The sequence below is a fragment of the Thermopirellula anaerolimosa genome (genome assembly GCF_054657335.1).
Map to the genome: position 1 here is coordinate 1 of NZ_BAAHYX010000010.1, position 21,533 is coordinate 21,533.

Here is a 21,533-nt window from a genome sequence, read left to right on the forward strand (position 1 = left end):
GATTCCGGTGGCGCGGAAATTTTTTTTGGAGGGGGTAGTTGACACACACACACACACACAGGTATAGGATCGGCGGTGGCATGCGGGGAGCTTCGCATGCGGCCGGGCCGGCGCTAGATCTTCCTGTGCCCTGTGGTCCGGCAACGATGACGCCCAGGGCAGAGTGCTTTTCTCGCCTGCGACCTGCGCCAAAACCTGGAGACGGGAACGATGGGCCGCGTACCCGAGCTGACGGCACACGGGAGCCGCGACGGGCCGCCGGTGGAACGGGCGCCGGCTCACGCCGTGGCTGTTGCTTTTCAGCGGGGCTTGACGGCCCATCGGGCGGGCGATTTCCAGACGGCCGAAAACATCTACCGCGACATCCTGGCTGCGCAGGCGTACCACGCCGGGGCCCTGCATTTTCTCGGTCTGATCCACTCGGCGCGTGGGGACCACGCTGCGGCCCTGGAGCTGATCGAGCGGAGTCTGCGGTTTTGCGGCACGAAGGCGGTGTACTGGAACAACTACGGGGCGGTGCTCAAGAGGGTGGGACGACTGAGCGAGGCACGGGCGGCCTTTGGGAGGGCAATCGCCCTTCGCCCCGAGTATGCGGACGCCTGGTCGAACCTGGGGTTGATCCACTTGGAACAGGGGGAGTTGGACGAGGCGGAAAGCTGCCTCCGTCATGCGCTACGGCTTGCGCCGCGGCACGCCGACGCCCTGCGGCACCTGGCCCGCGTCGCCCACGCAAAAGGCGAAACCGAGGAGGCGGTGCGGCTCTGCCACGAGAGCTTGGCGGCGGCCCCGCAGCAAGTGGAAACGCTCACGCAACTGGGCGAGATCTACTGCGGAGCCAAACGCTTCGCGGAAGCGGCCGAGGCGTTTCGCCGCGTGATCGCTGTGCGGCCCGACTCGGCCGACGCGCACCTGAACCTGGGACTGGTCTACAATGACCTGGAAGAGGAGGAGCGGGCGCGGGATGAATTTCGAACCGCCGCCGGCCTGCGACCGGACAAGCCGGCCTGGCAGCTCCGCGAGCTGAGCCTCTGCCCGACCGTGTTCGACTCCGCCGAGGCCATCCTTCAGTACCGCGCGGAGCTGGAACGGCGGCTCGACGAGGCCCTGGCCGCACCACCCCCGCTGGACTGGCGGCACGCCTTCCGTGACGGCTTTGTGCCGTCGTTTCAGCTTTATCACCACGGGGTGTGCAACCGCCGCCTGCGGGAGAAGTTCGCCCGCCTCTTTGCCCCGGCCTTTCCCAAGCAGTTACCCACCCGGCGCCCGCGGCGGGCGAGAATCCGCGTGGGCTTCTTGGTCACCTCCGGGCACCAAGGCGGTTTCCTGCGCGGTTTCGGCGGGATCATGGACCGGCTGGATCGCGAGCAGTTCGAAGTGGTGGCACTGGTCTCGTCGGCCGCGCTGGCCGAATGCCGCCGGGCAGTGCGAGCCCGGGACATTGTGTGGATCGGCTTCCCGCACGAGATCCAAGGCGCCTTCCGGGCAATCCGCGGCGCGGATTGCGACGTCATCCTGCACTGGCAGGCGGGCACGGATATCGTCAACTACTTCCTCCCGTTTCTGCCGCTGGCTCCCGTGCAGTGCATCGGCTTCGGCCAGCACGGCACGACCGGAATCGTGAACATCGACTATTTTCTTTCCTCGCGGTTGTTCGAACGCGGGCCACAGGCCCAGGAAGACTATACGGAACGGCTGGTCCCGTTCGAAGGGACCACCGCCTGGCAGCCGCGGCCGGCCCTGCCCCCGCCTGCCAAGCGGGAGGATTTCGGCTTGCCGGCCCACGGGGCGATCTACTTCTGCCCCCACCGGCCGGCCAAGTTCCATCCGGACTTCGATCGCCTATTGCGGCGGATTCTGGGGGAAGACCCCGGCGGGCACCTGGTGGTCTTGGAGGGGAGCCGCCCGGCCACGGCGGCCCGCTTGAAGGCCCGCTGGCAGCGGACGTTGGGCGAGCCGCTTCTGCGGAGGGTCCTCTTTTTGCCCAGCCAGCCCCCGCGGGATTACTACCGCCTGCTGCGTCTGGCGGACGCGGTCCTTGACGCCCCCTGCTACAGCGCGTCGCTGACCGGTTACGACGCGTTTGCCCTGGGTGTGCCGGTCGTCACGCTGCCTGGTCCCTACATGGTGCAGCGGTACGCGGCGGGCCTGTACCGGCGGATGGGTGTCGAGGACCTGGTGGCAGGGGACGAACAGCAATACGTGGCCTTGGCGGTCCGCTTGGGGCGGGACGGCGACTTCCGCCAGGCCATGCGAGAAAAGATTCTCCAGCGCTGCGGCGTCCTGTATGAGGACGAGCAGGTGCTGCGCGAATTCGAGGCGTTCTTCCGGCGGGCGATCGAGGACGCCCCGTAACGCGCTCGGTTGTCCCGCCGACGGTTTTTGCGGGTCGCAGACAAGCCGGCCATGCCGGCCAAAAACGGAGGAGAGAAAAGGAGCCCGACCATGGCATCGCTGCCGTCGCCCGTTCGGAGTCTCTGGAATCGCACGGTCCGCCGCTTCCGCAACCGCTGCAAAGGCACGGGATGCTCCCCACGCCACCGCCCGCTCCGCCTCGAGCCGCTGGAGAAGAGGGAATTGCTTTCGGTAACGGCCACGATCAGCGTGGACCAAGCCCTCCAGGTGGAGCGGCAAGAGGGGGTTTCCACGTTCACGATCACCATCAGCGACTGTCCGTCGAACATCGCCTATGGCGTGGCCACCTTCGAGATTACCGGTACGGCCGATTCCTGCGACTATCAGGCCTCGGGCTTCCTCCCTTACGGTTACATCCAGTTTTATGGGGACGGCAGCCGGTCGGCCACGATCACGATCGAAAACGACGCCTGGTTCGAGGGCAATGAAGAGTTGACGGTACGGCTGACCGGCGGGTGGTATACCACCAGCCAGTGCTGTGGCACGTATCCGGTGACCATCGGTTCGCCGAGCGAGGCCACCGTGACCATCGAGGACGACGACGAGTGGACGATCTCCCTGGCGGCCACGGACAACGTGGCGGCGGAGCCGGGGAATTCGGGCCGCTTCGTCGTCCGCCGGGCCGGCCCCCCTGGGGAATCGATGGATACGACCTATGCGATCCGCGCCTGGTTCGATATCGGCGGCACGGCCCGGCAGGGCTACGATTATGAGCCCCTGCCGGGCGTGGAATGGCAGGGATGCGAGTACTCCTCCACCGGGTATGTGACTTTTTCGGGAGAGACTACGGAGATCCCCTTCGACGTGGCCGTGATCGACGACCACGTCGCCGAAGTCAAGGAGACCGTGGCCCTTGATCTCAGCGCCAACCAGGCCCTGGGGGGGATGCCTGCCAGCTACCCCTTCGGCAACCGCTCGGACGTGGTGGACCTGCACGACAACGACTGGGTCATCGAGCGTGATCCCAACAGCAACGCGGTGGAACCCACAGATCTGCTCCCCGATCCGACATCCGGCCTGGAATCGGAAATGCCTGGTGCTTCGGCCGGGCGGTTTCTGATCCGGCTCTTGGACGGCAACCAGAACTTCGAGAACGTCTCGGTGGCCTTCTCGGCCGGCGGCACGGCCACCCTGGATGACGATCCCCACTGGGACGACGATCCCGGCCCCCGCGACTACGTCGTGGATGCCGACGGGTTCCTGCACGACGAAAACATGGCCGTGATCGCCGGCTCCGCCACCCTCTCGATACCCGCCGGCCGGAACAGCTACTTCGTGACCTTCGTCCCCTGGTACGACCGCTATCGCAACGAGTACGACCCCTACGAGACCGTCGTGGGGACGATCACCGGTTGGAACGTGGACCAGGAGTACGATACGGCCACGATCGAGGTGGAGGAACCCCTATCGGATCTCTGGCCCTGCGTCGGCTGCTGTGAACGCGACACGAGTTGCCTAAGCGTTTTCACAGCCGCCAGCGGCCCGATCGGCGGCCATGGGGTGACCAATGCCGGGACCCCGCTGACCTACTACGCCCACCTGGCCTCGGGGCGCGAGACCGTGATCGCCATTAGTCCGCTGGAGCTTACCAACGGCGGGGCGACCCTCCAGCGGGTGGAGGCCCGGCTGGTGCAGTTCGGCAATACTATGCCCAATACCACGATCTGGTTCGACGCCGCCGGGGCCAGTGCCAGCCCCTCTTACGCCTTCGCCTTCCCCGTGGATGTGAGCGAACTTCCCACCGGGGCCTACGACTGGACCGTCCAGCTCATCCAGCACTATTCCGACCAGAGCACGCGGACGATCACCCACACCGGCACCCAGAACGTCATCAACACCTTGCCCAGCTACATGGCGCCGGGGTGGTTCGCCTTCGGCGTGGCCCGCCTGATCCCCGACGGCGGGGACGTGCTCCTGCTCCGCCGCGGCATCCAGCGGTTCGTCCCCGACGGTGCCGGGGGCTGGATTCCCCAGACCTCCGCCGACACCAGCGGCTACACCCTCACCGGCAACTGGTCCACCGGCTTCACCCTCACCGCCAAGGACGGCACCGCCGATCATTTCGCACCCAGCGGGCTGATCCTCAACACCATCGACCCGGCCGGTAATCCCACGACCTACAACTACGACGCGGAGAACCGCCTGGTGGGGGTCGTGGAAGCGGAGGGTACGACCACCTTCACGTACGACCCCGTCACCGGGTGGCTCAGCCAACTGACCCGGCCCGACGGCGTCGTGTCCACCTACACCCACGATGCGGCCGGGCGGGTCACCCAGATCATCAAGCCCGACCCGGACGGTGACGGCCCCCTACCCGCGCCGGTCACCACCCTGGAATACGCGGGACCCAATAACCTCCTCTCGAAGATCATCTTCCCGGACGGCTCGCAGGAGACTTACGAATACGACCATGCCCTCCGCCTGAAAAAGATCATCCGGGGCGACGGCACCGAGGAGCTCTACGTCTCGATCCCGGCCGCGGCCCTGGTCGATACCTCGGCCGGCGAAGGTACGCCGGAAAATCCGGCGGCCTTGCGGGACTTCGGGCAATTGCAGGCCACGACCACCATCGCCGGCGTGACCACCACGGCCGAGGTCGACCGCTGGGGTTTCGCTACCGACGCCGTGGACGGCGAGGGACAAACCACCCGCTATGTGCGAAACGCCGCCGGCCAAGTGGTGCGGGCCATCGAACCTGATCCCGACGGCGAGGGCCCGCTAACCGCCTCCGTGACCTCTTACGAATACGACCACAAAGGCAACCGCATCACGATGATCCTCCCCGACGGCGGGACGCGCCGCTGGGAGTACGACTACACCTGGAATGCCGTCATCCGGTACATCGACGAACGGGGCATCGAGACCCGCTACACCCTCGATCCCGCCACCGGTTTCGTCTTGGAGACCCGGATCGTGGTCGGCCAAGTCGACTCGCCGGGCAATGGCGAGACCGACGATGTGGTCACCCGCTATACCTATACCGATGCCGGCGATGGGACGCTCGTCGGCCTGGTGGAGACCGAGACCGACCCCCTGGGCACCATCACCCGCTACGAGTACAACAGCCGCGGCCAAATCACCCGCATCACCTATGCCCAGGGCACGGAGCTGGAGGCCACGGTCCAGTACGAGTACGACGCCACCAGCGGCAAACGCACCGCCGAGGTGGACGAACTCGGCCGCCGCACCGAGTACCAGTACGATGCCCTGGGCCGCCTCATCCGCAAAATCCTCCCTGACCCCGACGGCGAGGAAGGGCCCCTGACCAGCCCCGTGTACCAGTACACCTACGATGCCGCCGGCAACCTGGTGGCCGAAACCGATCCCCTGGGCAATGTGACGCAGTACGTGTACGATTCCCGCGGCCGGGTCGTCCGCACCATCCAGCCCGACCCCGACGGCCCAGGTCCCTTGGCCAGCCCGGTGACCCGCCAGTTCTACGATGCGGCCGGGCGGACCAGCCACGTGATCGACCCCCTGGGCCACGTCACCGAGTACGCCTACGACAACGCCGATCGCCAGACGGCCGTCTACCACGGTTCGGCCGTCGACGATGGTACGGCCGCCTACGCTGAGCCTTCCGGCACCTGGAGCGATTGGGCGGCCGGGTTCGAGGGCCACTCGCGGACTCACGCCACGGTCACCGGCCAGCCCACGGCCGCCGCCACCTGGACGTTCGAGCACCTGATGCTCGGCCTGGAGTACGAAGTGTTCGTCACCTGGGAGGCCGACGCCAGCAACGCCACCGACGCCCCCTTCGCCGTCTACGCGGGCGACACCACTGGCCAGCCGCTGGCGACCGTCACCGCCGACCAGTCGCTGGACCCCGACCAGGCCCCCCAGTGGCGCGTCTTCGCCGGCCGCAACTTCATGCGACTCGGGGCCTTCACCGTCGACAATCCGACACTCATCGTCCAATTGACCAACACCTCGGCCACCGCCGGCAAAAACGTGGTGGCCGACGCGGTGCTCCTCCGCCTCACAGCGCCCCTTTCGCAAACCGCCTACGACGCCGCCGGTCGGGTCACCACCACCACCGACGCCTTGGGCAACGTGACCGGATACGAGTATGACATCGCCGGACGGCAGACGAAGATCATCCAGCCCGATCCCGACGGGGCCGGCCCCCTCACGGCCCCCGAAATCGAGTACGTCTACAACTCCGCCGGGCAGCTTGTCCAGTCGATCGACCCCTTGGATCGCGTGACCAGCTACCAGTACGACGACCTGGGCCGCCGCAGCCGCATCATCCAGCCCGACCCCGACGGCCAAGGCCCCCTCTCCGCCCCACAGACCAGCTACCAGTACGACAAGCTCGGGCAACTGGTCAGCGTCACCGACCCGCTGGGGGCTGTCACCAGCTATCAGTACGATCGGCGAGGACGACAGACGAAAGTCATCCAACCCGACCCGGACGGCCAAGGCCCCCTGACCAGCCCCGAAACCGACTACGTGTACGACGCCGCCGGGCAACTGGCCCAGGTGATCGACCCACTGGATCGGGTGACCACCTACGAGTACGACAACCTGGGACGGCAGACCAAGGTGACCCAGCCCGACCCCGACGGCCAAGGCCCCGAACTGGCCCCCTGGACGACCTTCACCTACGATGCCGCCGGACATGTCCTCAACCAGGCCGACCGGCTCGATCACACGACACTTTACGTCTACGACAACCTCGGCCGCCTCACCAGCCAGACCGACGCAGCCGGCGCCACCACCACGTATAGCTACGATGCGGCCGGCAACCGCCTCTCGCTCACCGACCCGGAAGGCAACACCACCAGTTGGGTCTACGACTCGCTGGGCCGCTCTGTGGAAGAGACCAACGAACTGGGCTACACCCGCTCGTTCGTCTACAACGCCGGCGGGTACCTCGTCCGCCGGGTCGACCGCCTGGGCCGGGTCCGCCAGTTCCAGTTCGACAATCTCGGCCGCAACACCGCCGAAATCTGGTACAATAACACTGCCGACGCCGATGCCGATCAGAACCGCGTGCGGACCATCTCCTTCACCTACGATGCGGCCGGGCAGCAAACAGCGGTGGACGACATCGAGGCCGATTATCAGCACACCTACGACAATTTGGGGCGCATGACCCAGACTGTCCAAACGGTGGTCGGCTTAACGCCCACCCTTACCTTCGGGCGAGTATACGACAGCGCGGGTCGGCAGACTCGCCTGATTGTCGATCTAAACGGCACGAAGGACTTCAAAAACCGTTATTTTTACGACTCCTTGGGCCGTGTAACTTTCATCACGCAGGCAGCTCAGTCGGGCGGTAATCCCGTAGCCACGAAAATGGTGAACTTCACCTACGACGCCGCCGGCCAGCTCGACACTCTCACCCGCTACGCCGACCTGGCCGCCGCGCAGCTTGTCGCCCAGAGCGACTACGGCCACGACCTGGCCGGGCGACTGACCGACCTGGTCCACCACCGCGGCCAGACCACCTTCGTGGACTACGGCTGGTCCTTCGACGCCGCCGGGCGGATGACGCAGTACGTCAATTCCATCGACGGCACGGCCGACTACACCAGCGACGCCACCGGCCAGCTCACCGCCGCCGACTACGACTACCAGAGCGACGAAAGCTACCAGTACGACGCCAATGGCAACCGCGTCATCGCCAACGGCAGCACGTACACTACCGGGCCCAATAATCAGCTCCTTTCCGACGGCACCTATCGCTACCAGTACGATGCCGAAGGCAACCGCACGTACCGGTTCATCGACGCCAACCAGAGCGGCCAGCTCGACGCAGGCGACACGGACATCACGAAATACAACTGGGACCATCGGAATCGGTTATATAAAGTGCAGCATCAGGCGAGTTACGGGGCGGCGGTGGATTGGGTGATTCGGTATTCGTATGACCACGAGAACCGCCTGGTGCGGCGGCGGATGGATGCCAACGGCGACGGTGACTACGAACAGAAACGAGTCTTCGCCTACGACGGCAACCAGGTGGTTTTGGATTTCCAGCATACCGGCGCAGGGAACGTAGTGGCCTCGGACCTTCGCTGGCGTTACCTCTGGGGTCCGGCGGTGGACCAGATTTTGGCCGAGGAAGAAGTTGACGGCGGCAGCGATGATTTGGTCCAATGGACCTTGACGGACCATTTGAACACGGTCAGGGACATCGCCAAGTACGATCCCGGCACGGACACTACCACCGTGGCCAACCATCTGGTTTACGACGCCTTCGGCCGCGTGACGTCGGAGAGCAACCCGGCGGTGGATTCGCTCTTCCTCTTCACCGCCCGGCCGTTCGACGCCGACACGGGCCTCCAAAACAACCTCCACCGCTGGTACGACCCGCGTGTCGGCCGTTGGCTGAGCGAGGACCGGGTGCAAGCCGACATTAACCTCTACCGCTATTGCGGCAACCATTCGGTGCTCTACACCGACGCAACGGGGCTTCAAATGAGCATTCCTGCTGCTGCCGTGAACGCTGCTGCGGCAGGGTGGACGGCTCAAGAAATAGCAACCACATTCGGGATTTCATTGGCGGCCGCCACCGCGCTGGTCTACCAAGCGCAGATAGCTAAGGCTGCAGAGAGCATCGTTAGCTCATTAACGGCCGCCGGAGCCGCCAGGTCAACGGATCCCTGTGAGGCAGCCCGCGCTGCGGTTAGGATGGCCGAAAAGAGCATAGAGAGCTATAAGAAGCTTATAGCGGAGCACGAGGCAAAGATCGCAGAGGCCACCAAGTACATGACCCATCCCTATCCGGGATTCACACACGAGCAAAACATCGCAATTGCCATTGCAGACTGGCAAAAGCAGATCGCCGGATTCAAGAAGAACATCGACATTTACACTACTGCGCTAAAGACGCTAAAGGAGATAGAACGTTGTGCCTGCCGGCGCTGGTACAACCCTTGGACGTGGTAATTCCCCTGAGAGCGAGGGCTGCGGGGTATGTGCGGCGATGCTACGATGATAAACCGCAATACGGTAGCCTTTCAACTAAACGAGGCATTGGACGCGATCCGTTCAGCGCAAAGACATGAAGACCCGGATCCGGCAATTTGGGTTTCGTTGGCTGAGGTCGTTGCGCACCTATGCCTTGCATGGCACCGAAGGCGTCTGGGGCCACATGAGCTAATCAAGGAAACGCAGGAACAGTTTGAGGTCAAATCCACGTCGGTTCCCAACTGGGGTGGGCAGTTTCGGCTGGTCGGGTTTACCGCATCGCATCCCGCAATTGACCGGCAATCGGCTCGTGGCACGATTGATCAAGAGACGGTGCGCGCGTACCTCAAGGCCGCGGAAGCCGCTTTGGAGGGCCTTATGAGGGATGTGCTGGCCGGAAGGTTCGACTCGTGTGACATCTCAGTGCTTGAGAGGGAGTTTGAGAAGGTTTTGCGTAACCTATGTCTTGCGTGGCACCTGAGGTATCTAAGAAGCGAGGAAGTGGCCTCGCTCGACCCCATGGCAATCTGGGAACTAGGATACTGGCTACCGCCCTGGCAATGGAACCTTCGCTTAGTAGCGCCGGACCAGGAGGTGTAGGAGCTTGAGAGATCGCGGGGGTCCGTAGGGGTAGCAGAGAGGGCGCCAGGAAAAGCAGACAAAAGGAGAGGCCGTCCCGTGTGTCACGCCAATGCCGAAAGCCGGGGAGTACTGCAAAGATGGGTCTGTACAGAGTCGGGTAAGGTTGCGAAGAGGGGTTCGGGCCGATTTCCATTGGAGCACCATTACTTCGGCTCGGAGCCGGCTTGCAATGCAGCTTTGGATTGACGCCGAGGACCAGCGGCCGCGGTCACGGAACACCCTGCTGGTGCGGGACGACAGGGAGGGACGTTGGGACCAGCGGCGGATGTTTGGTGTACGGCATAGTCGGTCCGGCGGGCTCCAGGACTCACTCGCTCGCCCGGCATGGAACAAGGAACGTGGCATGCGGCGGCGGAGAAGTTGACCCGGCTCATTCGAATAACGTCCGGGATATCGCCAAGTACGACCCGCAGACGGGGACCACCACCGTGGTCAACCATTTGGTTTACGACGCCTTCGGCCGCGTGACGGGCGAGAGCAACCCGGCGGTGGACTCGCTCTTCCTCTTCACCGCCCGGCCGTTGGACGCCGACACCGGCCTGCAAAACAACCTCAACCGCTGGTACGACCCGCGTGTCGGCCGCTGGCTGAGCGAGGACCCGGTGGGCTTTGATGCGGGTGATGAGAATTTATATCGGTATGTGGGGAACTCGCCCATCACATCGCTTGATCCAAGTGGACGGGCTTGCCTAGTGTACTACATTTGCTTTTATGTATCGCAGCAGCGTTTGGATTGGAATACTGTTCGGTGTCATTACCGTTGTACGATAGATACGACAAAAGGTGGCCAACACGGTGATCCGCCCGGAACGCGGACTTTCTGGACCGGGGCCGTGGATTGCCATGACCCGCGGCTGAGGTTCCACCACAACATCTCGGAGTACCGAAACAGATTCGATCTTGTTGGCGAATGCAATTGTGCGCAGACATTTCGGACCTCAAAGCTGTTTGACGAATGGACCAATCCGTTTCGGGATTGCAGCCGGTCTGAGTGCAAGCGCCAGGCCGCCGACACTTTGAGGGCGCTTGAGCAGGTATGCCGGCTTTTGCCGCCGGGACCGCAACGGACGATGTGTAAGGCTGCAGCAAAGATTGAACGGGAGGTGATCCATGAATTGTGTGACCAATGCAGCAGGGCGTAGAACAGCTATGGGCAAGCTCACGTGGAGTGCACTTCGCACGGGGATGTTTGTGTTTACGGGGGTTATCTGTGTGATATTTGCGGGATGCCAAAGTGAAGAAGAAGAGGATCCGCTTGTAAAGGGGTTACGTGAAATCGCGCCTCCGTCAGGAGCAGGTGTCAAGCGTTATTACTATCCGGATGGAAAACTTTGGGAGGAGACACTGTGGGAGAATTACCTGCCCAAGGAACGCAGACTGTATGACCGGAATGGATCCTTAGCCTTTGTGGCGTTTTTCGATCAACCGCGGATTCTTAACGTGCGAATGAATTCCCGTGGGGAAATAACCCATATCGGTGAGAACGACAGGTATCTCCACTATGATGGATACACACTTCTTCTGGACAAAGGCCGGATCGTACGGATACAACTGTTTCGCAATGATGAGCTCATTTGGGAGTATGTTCCCGTGTACGAAGGGAACGAGGATGCCAGTGATTGATTGAGTCGGAGCCCGTTTGACGGCGGCACGGCCGACCTGGTCCAATGGACCTTGACGGGCCACCTGAACACGGTGCGGGACATTGCCCAGTTCGACCCGCAGACGGGGGCCACCACCGTGGTGAACCACCTGGTCTATGACGCCTTCGGCAGGCTAAGATCGGAAAGCAACCCGGCGGTGGATTCTTTGTTCCTCTTCACCGCCCGGCCGTTCGACCCGGATAGTCAACTCCAAAATAACCTCAACCGCTGGTATGATGCCCGTGTTGGCCGCTGGCTGAGCGAGGACCCCATCGGCTTTGCCGCGGGTGATGGGAATTTGTATCGGTATGTGGGGAATGGGCCGAGCGGAAGATTCGATCCCGTTGGCCTGCGAGAGCCGGAGGATCCGTTTGACGCCGTGATGTTGGGTATAATAACCCCACAAGAAGCTCAGTACTTCTATAATCGCTCCCGAGAGGAGTTAAGAGAGTACATTAAGTGGCGTTTACGCGAGGGCCGAGACGCGATACAGGTCACCGATCCTCCAGCGTCCACCAAATTCCCGATTGGTCGAAAACCTTTGGGCTGGGTGCTTGCACAGCTTTGGCCGCTACCGGGCGAGCGATGCGCTCGGTGTGGTCCCGAGCAATTGCGCGAGCTTGGAGAGGCGATCGAGCGGGTGGCCAAGAATACGTGGATCTTCGATTTTTGGCCGAACGGATGTGAGCGTTGGGCAATGGCCTTTGAGAGGAACTGGGCCGATGCAAAGGTGTGTAGTCCCTGCCTCGCTGAACACAATATCGGTTTTCGGACCGCATCAGCAATTGGAGGTGGTCACGCATATTATTATTTTCTGTTATGTGACCGGGTAACTACGGTGAGAGTGGATCACTGGATTTATCAGTTCTTTGCCTACGGTGGAACAACTTGCTTCGAGATTGTGCGATAGGAGTAACAAATAATGGAGCATACTTCATTATTTCGGGCCAGGATAAACATAGCCCTATACGCAGTCTTGCTTTGCTACGGCCTTCTAGGCAACTATGCGATTTATTTGCAGCTGGGATGGCCAGGGATCATAACTATCGGCACTGTGGCTGCCGTTGTGGGTGCAGCGACCTGCGTTTATGGCAGTAAGTGGCGTTTTCAGGCGCAGTTCTGGATTCATGTATTAATCGGAATTGTGGCGTTCTTCTCCAGTGGCTTTATAATGTTGACACTCGACCTTTGGGAAGCTGTCCCCCGGCCAAACGGACCGTTCTTTCCCTTCGCATTATTGGGCAGCATAATGGTTTTGCTAGCCGTATGGGGTATGCGCGCGAATTATGCCTTGTCCATGACGTACTTTCAGAATCAAGTTCTGGAGAGGATTCTTGCCCGTAACGTCCTCCTCATCACCGCTATTCCCTTGTTGGGAACTCTCGTGTTAGGCCTTATTGTAGCTGTCACTGATGAGAGCGCGATTGTTTTCGGCGAGAAGATAGCAGACGTTGTCTACGTGGTGTTCTTAGGGAGCGTGGTAGCGGTGCTACTATCTGTTCCCTGGATTGCTTTATATGTCGCTACACGGATTGGGCTGGGGCGTCACGAATCACGCCTGGACTACCGGTAATAACCCTATGTACGAATGGCCCAGAAGTATCATAGCCGCATTCTTTCGGAACTCCCGCACCACTCGGCGTCCATCAGTACGATACGCTCGTGCGTGGGAGCAAGGGGTATAGATAGAATTACGGAACAACCCTCAGGGCGGACGGCGAGCACGACAAAAGCAAATCGTAAGACCAACCGGACGTTGACACCGCCAGGGCGGAATTCGTACAGTGGACCCTGACGGACCACCTGAACACCGTGCGGGACGTTGTCCAATATACACTGCAAACAGGGCCGAGTATAATCAGTGTTGGAAACCGTGACCGGACTCAACGAGGGCAGCGACCGTGGTCAGTAACCTAATCTGTGCAGTTTCCAGCAGGGTGACGGGGGCGACCAATTCGCCCGAAGCTCTCTTTGCAACCACCCCGGCGGTGGATTCTTTGTTCCTCTTCACCGCCCGGCCGTTCGACCCGGACACCCAGCTTCAAAACAATCTCAACCGCTGGTACGATGCCCGTGTCGGCCGCTGGCTGAGCGAGGACCCGATCTCCTATAGAGGCGAGGATTTCAACCTCTACCGCTACGTCGGCAACAATCCAACGAACGCGACTGATCTAGATGGATTGCAGGCTGATTCTGTATCGCAGGCTATCAAAAGGTGTCTTGAACTGCCATTCCCGGCGAACGTGAAATGTCTCGATGATCTTTTGGGGAGTGGATATAGGGACAAAGAAATCCGCATCCTACAATGCGAACTTGTCTACAATGCCTACAAGGCGGCGGGAGCCAAGTGCAGGCGCTGTGTTGCCAGCATGCCACGGGCAGAGCTAATCGCAAACGCCTCGTGCTTTTCAGCGGAGGTCGCATTGCGAGCCCAGTACCTTGCGAGGGATTGCGACTGCGTGCTTCCTGGTAGTGTGGCCATGGATAGTGCAAAGGCCAAGAAGCGCCACGAGCAACAGTTGGCGCAGAAATCAGCCGCGGCCGCAAACTGCTGGTTGCTTGCAAGCCGTGCCAGAAAATAACATGGCGCCTATTGGAGTTTCCCCATGGACAGTATCCGAGGTACCGTCGAGTCCTTGTGGCGTGAATTGATCGATTCGCCTTTTGACGAGGAAGACTTCATAAATGGTGTCATGCTTGATTGCGGACATGACGCCAGCGGTATTTCCCGGTCCGATTTTCTCCAGATGCTGAATACAGGTCACTGCGCGGCCCTGCACGAAATGGGATGGTGCTGCGACGAGGTCTTGGCAGGTTACTTAGCCAGCGACCATCTTAGCAACGCGGAGTTTGTAAGGGCGGTATTTATTGCCCTGTGTGGAGTGCGCGCTATCGAAAAGGGCTTGGCACATTGGGATTTCATCTTCGAAAAAATCCTCAGGCTGCTGGTGGCAAACTTGCACAAGGTGGATTACGATTTTCCCATGGAATTTCTAAGGCAGATACTTTGCCGTTGAAACATGTGGTACAAGCGGACATCCTGACGCAGCGGGCAGGATAGGCAGCTCTCTGGAGACGTCGCTTGTGCGCGTCAGACGAGGACGCAGCTGGTCTGCGAGGTGCCAGTACGACGCCGAGGGCAACCGCACGCACGGGTTCGTCGATGCCAACCAAAGCGGTGAGCTGGATGCGGGCGATACGGCATTACCGAGTACACCTGGGACCACCGCAACCGGCTGGTCAAAGTCGAGCACAGGCCCGACTACGCGGCGGCGGTAGACAAGGTGATCGAGCACGCCTACGACCACGCCAATCGCTGGGTGTACAAGCGGCTCGATGCCGATGGCGACGGCCACGCTGAGCAGCGGCGGATTTTCGCCTACGACGGCAACCAGATCGTGATGGACTTCTGGCGTACCAACTCGGGCGACATGCAGGTCGGGCACCTGCGCCAGCGTTACCTTTGGGGCCCGGCGGTGGATCAGATTTTGGCCGAGGAAAATGTTGACAACGGCAGTGATGAAACGGTACAGTGGACGCTGACGGACCACCTGAACACGGTCCGGGACATCGCCAAGTACGACCCGCTGACGGACACGACGACCGTGGTCAATCACTTGGTCTACGACGCCTTCGGCCGCGTCACGTTGGAGAGCAACCCGGCGGTGGACTCGCTCTTCCTCTTCACCGCCCGGCCGTTGGATGCCGACACCGGGCTGCAAAACAACCTCAACCGCTGGTACGACCCGGCAGTGGGAAGGTGGCTGAGCGAGGACCCTGTGGGGTATGATGCGGGTGATATCAACCTCTTCCGCTACTGTGCCAACAACCCGGTGCTTTACACCGATCCATCGGGGAGCGATTGGCTGGACTGCATGACCGCATGTATCCACGACAACGACCCCATAAACCTGGCGGTGGAAGCTGCAGTTGCGCAGTTTACTATAGGGCTTTGGCCAAAAAGAATATTCGCCGCGATGGCGGACGCGATGGGTGATCACCGGCTCGGGAACGCGATCCGGTTTTCTGCACACTATGGCGAGACCACAACAATGCCCAAGGCCCTCCTGACGTTGATGAGGGCCAAGCCCCACAAGGCGTTCGATGTCTTACTACGATATGGAGGGAAGACCGTCGGAAGAGCCAACATCGCCTACGGTCTCGCATTGGCTGCTATCGAGGTCCATTGCTGCGGCTATTGTACCGCCGCAGCCGCATACGGGGTCCCCTACAATCCTCGCGACGCAAATATGTATGACACCATCAGGAGGACTTACTTCTCTTGGTTGTGATTATCGGAAAAGCGGTCGTGGAGTACGCGATGGTAAGCGTCATCCCTCGGTTGCGTCCTTTGCGGGCATGGCCCCTTCGCTGGATGCCGCTGGTAGGCGAGTGCGAGTATTTTTGCAATCGGCAGCGATTGAAGGTGCGTCGCCGCGAGGACGTGATTCGGGAATGGCAGATTCTTTCAGTACCTGCCGCGTTTGTCGATCGAGTGTCCGTTATGGTGGCAGAAATCATCGGGTGGCCGAAGCCGTTTTTCATTCCCGACGATGACTGCTTGGCCATATTTTTCCCTTTAGGTGACGTAGATCTGAACTATCCGCTGTTGGCGTCCCAACTTCAGAAGGAGCTATCAGTCGACGGCCGTCGGTGGCAGTCGGTGGAATCGGCCATAAGGGCACGTGGGAAGTATGTCGAGTTTGTGACCGCACTGCACAGCACAAGCAGCCCGTAGAACAACGGGCGGCAATCTCACGACGCCACCGGGCAACTGACCGCCGCCGACTACGACTATCAAAGCGATGAAAGCTACACCTACGACGCCAACGGCAACCGGGTGCTGGCCAACGGCAGCGCGTACACCACCGGTGCCAACAACCGGCCCGGTGCCAACAACCGGCTCCTCTCCGACGGCACCTACCGCTACCAGTACGATGCCGAAGGCAACCGCACGCACCGGTTCATCGACGCCAACCAGAACGGGCAGCTCGACGCCGGCGATACCGACATCACCCAGTACACCTGGGACCACCGCAACCGCCTGGTCAAAGTCGAGCACCGGCCCGACTACGCCGCGGCGGTGGACCGGGTGATCGAGAACGCCTACGACTACGCCAACCGCTGGGTCCGCCGGCGCCTGGATAGCGACGGCGACGGCCATACCGACCAGCGGCGGATTTTCGTGTACGACGGGAACCAGATCGTGCTGGACTTCTGGCGGGCCAATTCGGGAGACCTCCAGGTGGGCCATCTGCGCGAGCGGTATCTGTGGGGACCGGCGGTGGACCAGATTTTGGCCGAGGAAAATGTTGACAATGGGGCTGATGAAACAGTACAGTGGACCGTGACGGACCACTTGAACACGGTCCGGGACATCGCCAAGTACGATTCGGGCAGCGATATGACCACTGTGGTCAATCACCTCATCTATGACGCCTTTGGCCGGGTGACGGCCGAGAGCAACCCGGCGATAGATACTCTGTTCTTATTCACGGGTAGACCTTTTGATACTCACACCGGCCTGCAAAACAACCTTAACCGCTGGTACGATCCTGCGGTCGGCCGCTGGCTGAGCGAGGATCCCATTGGCTTCGTGGGCGGGGATGGAAATTTGTATCGGTATGCCACTAATTCGTCAACAAGTCTCTCGGATTCCACCGGGACAGTGGCGATCGTATGTCAGTGCCAGCGCACCTCGCTGGGCGCCCCCGGAAGCTTTGTCACATCATTTTACGACGTCGTAGTCAACTGCACTGGCTTGGCGGCGACCTGTTGCCAAGCAGCGTGCAAGGGGAGTGAACCATACGTTTCTTTCAAGTGGACGGGTAGGTGGTACCTCCTCGGAACCACCGAGTCCGACGGGCCCACCGCCAATGGGATATGCTGCCGGGTAAAGCAGAGTCCCCAATGTGCCGCGTGCAACTGCCGGGATATTGAAGCCCTGTTTTCAGCCGCCGCACAGCACTCTGTCCCACTTTTCGAGGGTTTTCCTGTTGACCACTGTCACCGGTGGGCTGAGAGCTTTATTAGTTCGCAGCCACCCAGCCCGTGCTATACTCTGGAAAAGGCAGAATGGCATTATGCATTGTACGATTTGCCTCCATTCAGCTGGGACATTTTTGGGGTGGGCAAACTGGGGCACGGAGCGGTCCGCGTCCGTTTGTGTGACGGAACCGTTTTCTACTTTGACGATGGCTGGTGGGGCAGCGTTTTCTGGCCGAGCCGCGTACCGCCGTGGGTGATTGTGGACAAGTGACAATAAGATGAACCAGTTCTTGCTCCAACACGCGGTGCTGTTTGGCGCGTCCAGCTGGCCGTTCGGTCTTCTGGTGGCGTTGCCGGCAGTCCTTATGACTTTGTGGTTGTCATGGAGGTTTGGGGTGACTCCCGGCGCACGGATGGTCAATTATTGCGGGGGTCTCATTGGCTTGCTCGTCGTGGGTGCTCTGTGGAGTCGCTTTATCCCGTGGGAGATGTCAGAGAAGTTGCGCCACGGACCGTACTACCCGTTAGTTGTGTCGGCATTGGCGGCATTTAGCTCCGCGATCGGGGTAGTAGGCATCACCTTCGTGCGAAGGTCATGCATCCACGCTTGGCGTGTAGTATGGGCGCGTTGTCGCAACCCGAGCCGCTGGCACGACTGAATCGTGTCCCGTAGAGATCGAAACGGGGACGTAGCTCGTTTCGGGCGGTGGCTTGGAGCACCAACCGATGCCGGCTGCGGGCTCAAAGGCGGGGATGGCAAGGGGAATACAGGAGGTCAGGCAGAGCGTGCGTAGTGTGGCATGAGGGACTGGGGGGATGCCGGTAGACGCAGACGTGCGAGGCCGGAGCCGCCGGCACGAGCCGGCGGTGGGGAACCGGCGTCTGTCGGCGCTGGCGGAACAGCGGGCTGCCGGCCGCACCGGGGGCTGACGCCCCCGGCTCTCGGCTTCTGCCGCCGACTCTGGGGGCCGCGGCCGTGGACGGCGGGACGGCGGATTTGGTACAGTGGACGTTGACCGATCACCTGAAGACGGTGCGGGGCATCGCGAAGTACAACCCGGGTGGTTGCTGGGGAATGGCTCGACCGAAGCGCAGAGCCACGCACTAGAAAAGGGGACAAGCGCGTGGTCAACCACCTGGTGTACGACGCCTTTGGCCGGGTGACGGCCGAGACCAACCCGGCGGTGGACTCGCTGTTTCTCTTTACCGCTCGGCCCTTCGACCCCGACACCGGCCTGCAAAACAACCTTAACCGCTGGTACGATCCTTCGGTCGGCCGCTGGCTGAGCGGCCAGCGGAGGCGCAGGTTTCTCACCGGCCGGGGCAGTGGATCGGGGTGTCGGTCTGTCTGATCGAGTCGCTTCAGAGGTGACGCGGCGGCCTGTTCCACCCCCTTGCCAAGGGGATAACGCTGTTCGAGGTATTTCCCACGCTCGGGCCCTGCGCAGCCCGCCGATCGGGTTTGTGGCGACCCGGAAAAAGCGCCCTCCGGTTTACAGCCTCGGCGCTCGACGGCGGCTAACCCGCAAGCGGCCGGTTCGCAGCCGTTCGCTTGCTGATAGCCCCCACCGAACCGGACGCGAAACCCGTAACCGTTAGGCATGACTGGACTTGCGCCATCGGCTCTCGCGCGAGTGATTACGAAGAGCGTTGCGACTGGGGAGCCTTCAATCAAGTAGCGGAAAGGGGCTGCTCGGGCGGTTGACTCTCCACGCCGGGGCACGGGTTGTCTCGGCGTTTCTTCATGCGCTGGCGTAACTCTTTTCGGCCGAAGGCGTTACGGCGACCAGAGCCTTTCGGTCTGCGTTAACCAACGACTCTCCGGTTCGCAAGGTTCCGCTCGGGCAGCGAGCCCAACCTGCCGGGTTTGGATCGCACCCCGAACCGAACTTGCCGCGAACTCTCAGACTCTCCGCCCGGCCGGCCCGTCTTGGTTTACAACCGGGTTCGGTTCGGCCCCCGAGGCCAACGTTGTTCGAACGACAAGTTCCTGCCACAGCCTGCGCTGCGTGTGCCAATCCGGGACGGCGGCCAGTTCACGAAGATGACGTTCGGTGATCACATCGCGCCCGCGATGGGTGCAAGGTAGAAACAGCACCGCCTCTTGGATATCGGGGGCCAGGCAGAGCAGGTTCATGATCTGCGTCAACCTTGCTCGGCTCACGTGGCCTAGGCGTGCCAGCTCTGCTTGGTGCTTCACCACGCTCTTGCGGATGAGACCGTCGAAGCGGATGGCCAGGGCCATAAGCCGTGCGACCCGGGGCACGCGGCCGACAGGGGGCGTCGGGGCAGCCTCGCCTTGGCAAAGGTCTTTGCGGCCATATTTCGCGCGGCGGACATGGAACGGGCGGGCAACGGTCAGTTTCTGGGTCATGCGGTCTCCTCCTGGCGGCAAACGCCGAGTTCTGCGGCCAGCGATTTGATCCCGGTGGGGCGGAATGTGATCGACACATTCCCGGCCGGGCCGTCGTAGTCGATCCGCTCGACGAGCAGGTTGAGCACCCGGGCCTGCTCGGCCGGGGCCAGCGCACTCCACATCTGGTCGAACTCGGCCAGGGCCTTGGCCACCTCTTGTTCGTCCACGAGATTGCCCGACAGCGCCGCCAGTTGTTCATTGATTCCGGTCAGCCGCTGTTCGGCAAGCCGCAAGCGTTCCTGCACGTCAGCCAGGCCGGCGAGGCGATCACCGCTGTTTCCGGGCGAAGCGGCCAGACGCCGCAACAGGCCTTCGTCGTCGCGGCGTTGGCGTTTCAAGGCTTCGCGCTGGCTCTCCAAGCACTTGAGCGATTCCTCCGCCTGGCGCCGCGTCTCGGCCAAGGTGGCGGCCACCAGCGCCGGGTCCCGGCCGATGCACTTGATCTCGTCGACGATGAATGCTTCGATCTGGCCGGCAGGGACCGACGGCGCCGGGCAGGACTGCCAGCCCCGCTGCTGGGCCTGCATGCAGACGTAGTATCGATAGCGCCGCTGGCCCTTGGTCGTGTAGGTCGGTGCCATGCCACACCCGCATGATGCACACCGAAGCAGCCCCCGCAATAGCGCCCCGTGCTTATTCCGCACGCCGCCTCCCCGGCCATTCCGCTTCAAGGCTGCCTGGACTTGCCGGAAGACCTCCTGATCGACGATGGCCTGGTGCTCGCCCTGGTGAAGCTGGCCCTTGTACCGGACCTTGCCGATGTAGGCCACGTTGGTGAGCAGCTGGTACAGGCGATTCTTGGTCAGCGGCTGGCCGCCACGGGCCGCGCCCCTCTTGGTCGTCCAGCGCTTGGTGGTCCAGCCGCGGCGGCCCAGTTCCTTCACGACCGGAAGCAGGGATTGGTGCTGCAAATACAGCTCGAAGACCTGCCGCACGCGCTCGGCCTCATCTTCATTGACCACCAGCTTCGTGTCCGCCACGTCGTAGCCGAGGATCGGCCGGCCGCCGACGTACTTTCCCTTGCGCCGGGCCGCGGCCATCTTGTCGCGGGTCCGCTCGCTGATCATCTCCCGCTCGAACTGGGCGAAGGACAAGAGCACGTTGAGCACCAGCCGGCCCATCGACGTAGCCGTGTTGAACTGCTGGGTGACCGAGACGAACGAGACCTTATGCCGCTCGAATGTCTCCAGAATCCTGGCGAAATCCAGAAGCGAGCGGCTCAGCCGGTCCACCTTGTAGACCACCACGCAATCGACCTTGGCCGCTTCGATATCGGCCAAGAGGCGTTTGAGGGCCGGCCGCTCCATGGTGCCGCCCGAGTAGCCGCCGTCGTCGTAGCGCTGCGGCAGGCACTGCCAGCCCTCGTGCTGCTGGCTGGCGATGAAGGCCTCGGCCGACTCCCGCTGGGCGTCCAGGGAGTTGAAGTCCTGGTCCAGCCCTTCTTCCGTGCTCTTGCGGGTATAGATCGCGCAGCGGACCGTCGGCGGCGGCTGGGCTGCCGCGGCTGCCATTGG

General features: G+C 61.9%; 14 protein-coding genes. 12 read left to right on the top strand and 2 right to left on the bottom strand.

Annotation, left to right across the window (positions count from 1 at the left end; all coding sequences use genetic code 11):
- Window positions 1–210: 210 nt before the first annotated feature.
- The 12 genes from ACYQ6J_RS18780 to ACYQ6J_RS18835 all read left to right on the top strand — a co-directional run bounded on the left by ACYQ6J_RS18780 (window position 211) and on the right by ACYQ6J_RS18835 (window position 18,955).
- Complete coding sequence (locus tag ACYQ6J_RS18780; RefSeq protein WP_460185732.1) at window positions 211–2,352, top strand: O-linked N-acetylglucosamine transferase, SPINDLY family protein; 2,142 nt, start codon at window positions 211–213, stop codon at window positions 2,350–2,352.
- A gap of 90 nt (window positions 2,353–2,442) precedes the next feature.
- Window positions 2,443–9,309 carry an RHS repeat-associated core domain-containing protein gene (locus ACYQ6J_RS18785; protein WP_460185743.1) on the top strand — a complete coding sequence of 2,289 codons (6,867 nt, stop codon included), beginning with the start codon at window positions 2,443–2,445 and terminating at the stop codon, window positions 9,307–9,309.
- Between the two features lie 1,001 nt (window positions 9,310–10,310).
- On the top strand, window positions 10,311–11,114 hold the full coding sequence (locus ACYQ6J_RS18790; protein ID WP_460185744.1) for an RHS repeat-associated core domain-containing protein: 804 nt from the start codon (window positions 10,311–10,313) through the stop codon (window positions 11,112–11,114).
- On the top strand, window positions 11,083–11,595 hold the full coding sequence (locus tag ACYQ6J_RS18795; protein WP_460185745.1) for a toxin-antitoxin system YwqK family antitoxin: 513 nt from the start codon (window positions 11,083–11,085) through the stop codon (window positions 11,593–11,595). Before ACYQ6J_RS18790 ends, ACYQ6J_RS18795 begins: the two co-directional genes overlap by 32 nt.
- A complete protein-coding gene (locus ACYQ6J_RS18800; RefSeq protein ID WP_460185746.1) occupies window positions 11,596–12,525 on the top strand; it encodes an RHS repeat domain-containing protein in 930 nt (309 codons plus the stop codon). It begins immediately after the preceding gene.
- 12 nt (window positions 12,526–12,537) lie between these two features.
- On the top strand, window positions 12,538–13,188 hold the full coding sequence (locus ACYQ6J_RS18805) for a hypothetical protein (RefSeq protein ID WP_460185575.1): 651 nt from the start codon (window positions 12,538–12,540) through the stop codon (window positions 13,186–13,188).
- A gap of 328 nt (window positions 13,189–13,516) precedes the next feature.
- Entirely contained in the window at window positions 13,517–14,197 is a 681-nt protein-coding gene (locus tag ACYQ6J_RS18810) for an RHS repeat-associated core domain-containing protein (protein ID WP_460185747.1), read from the top strand.
- A gap of 24 nt (window positions 14,198–14,221) precedes the next feature.
- Window positions 14,222–14,632 carry a hypothetical protein gene (locus ACYQ6J_RS18815; protein WP_460185739.1) on the top strand — a complete coding sequence of 137 codons (411 nt, stop codon included), beginning with the start codon at window positions 14,222–14,224 and terminating at the stop codon, window positions 14,630–14,632.
- Window positions 14,633–14,899: 267 nt separating this feature from the next.
- Window positions 14,900–15,907, top strand: coding sequence for an RHS repeat-associated core domain-containing protein (locus ACYQ6J_RS18820; RefSeq protein ID WP_460185740.1), 1,008 nt, complete (start codon window positions 14,900–14,902; stop codon window positions 15,905–15,907).
- Complete coding sequence (locus ACYQ6J_RS18825; RefSeq protein ID WP_460185741.1) at window positions 15,898–16,353, top strand: hypothetical protein; 456 nt, start codon at window positions 15,898–15,900, stop codon at window positions 16,351–16,353. The genes ACYQ6J_RS18820 and ACYQ6J_RS18825 overlap by 10 nt, the downstream gene beginning before the upstream one ends.
- Before the next feature lie 102 nt (window positions 16,354–16,455).
- Entirely contained in the window at window positions 16,456–17,874 is a 1,419-nt protein-coding gene (locus ACYQ6J_RS18830) for an RHS repeat-associated core domain-containing protein (RefSeq protein WP_460185748.1), read from the top strand.
- A gap of 853 nt (window positions 17,875–18,727) precedes the next feature.
- Complete coding sequence (locus ACYQ6J_RS18835; protein WP_460185749.1) at window positions 18,728–18,955, top strand: RHS repeat-associated core domain-containing protein; 228 nt, start codon at window positions 18,728–18,730, stop codon at window positions 18,953–18,955.
- Window positions 18,956–19,506: 551 nt separating this feature from the next.
- Here ACYQ6J_RS18835 and ACYQ6J_RS18840 read toward each other — a convergent pair.
- Together ACYQ6J_RS18840 and ACYQ6J_RS18845 are read right to left on the bottom strand one after the other, a co-directional pair.
- Entirely contained in the window at window positions 19,507–19,977 is a 471-nt protein-coding gene (locus ACYQ6J_RS18840) for a hypothetical protein (protein ID WP_460182214.1), read from the bottom strand.
- Window positions 19,974–21,530 carry a recombinase family protein gene (locus ACYQ6J_RS18845; protein ID WP_460185750.1) on the bottom strand — a complete coding sequence of 519 codons (1,557 nt, stop codon included), beginning with the start codon at window positions 21,528–21,530 and terminating at the stop codon, window positions 19,974–19,976. Before ACYQ6J_RS18845 ends, ACYQ6J_RS18840 begins: the two co-directional genes overlap by 4 nt.
- Window positions 21,531–21,533: the final 3 nt, after the last annotated feature.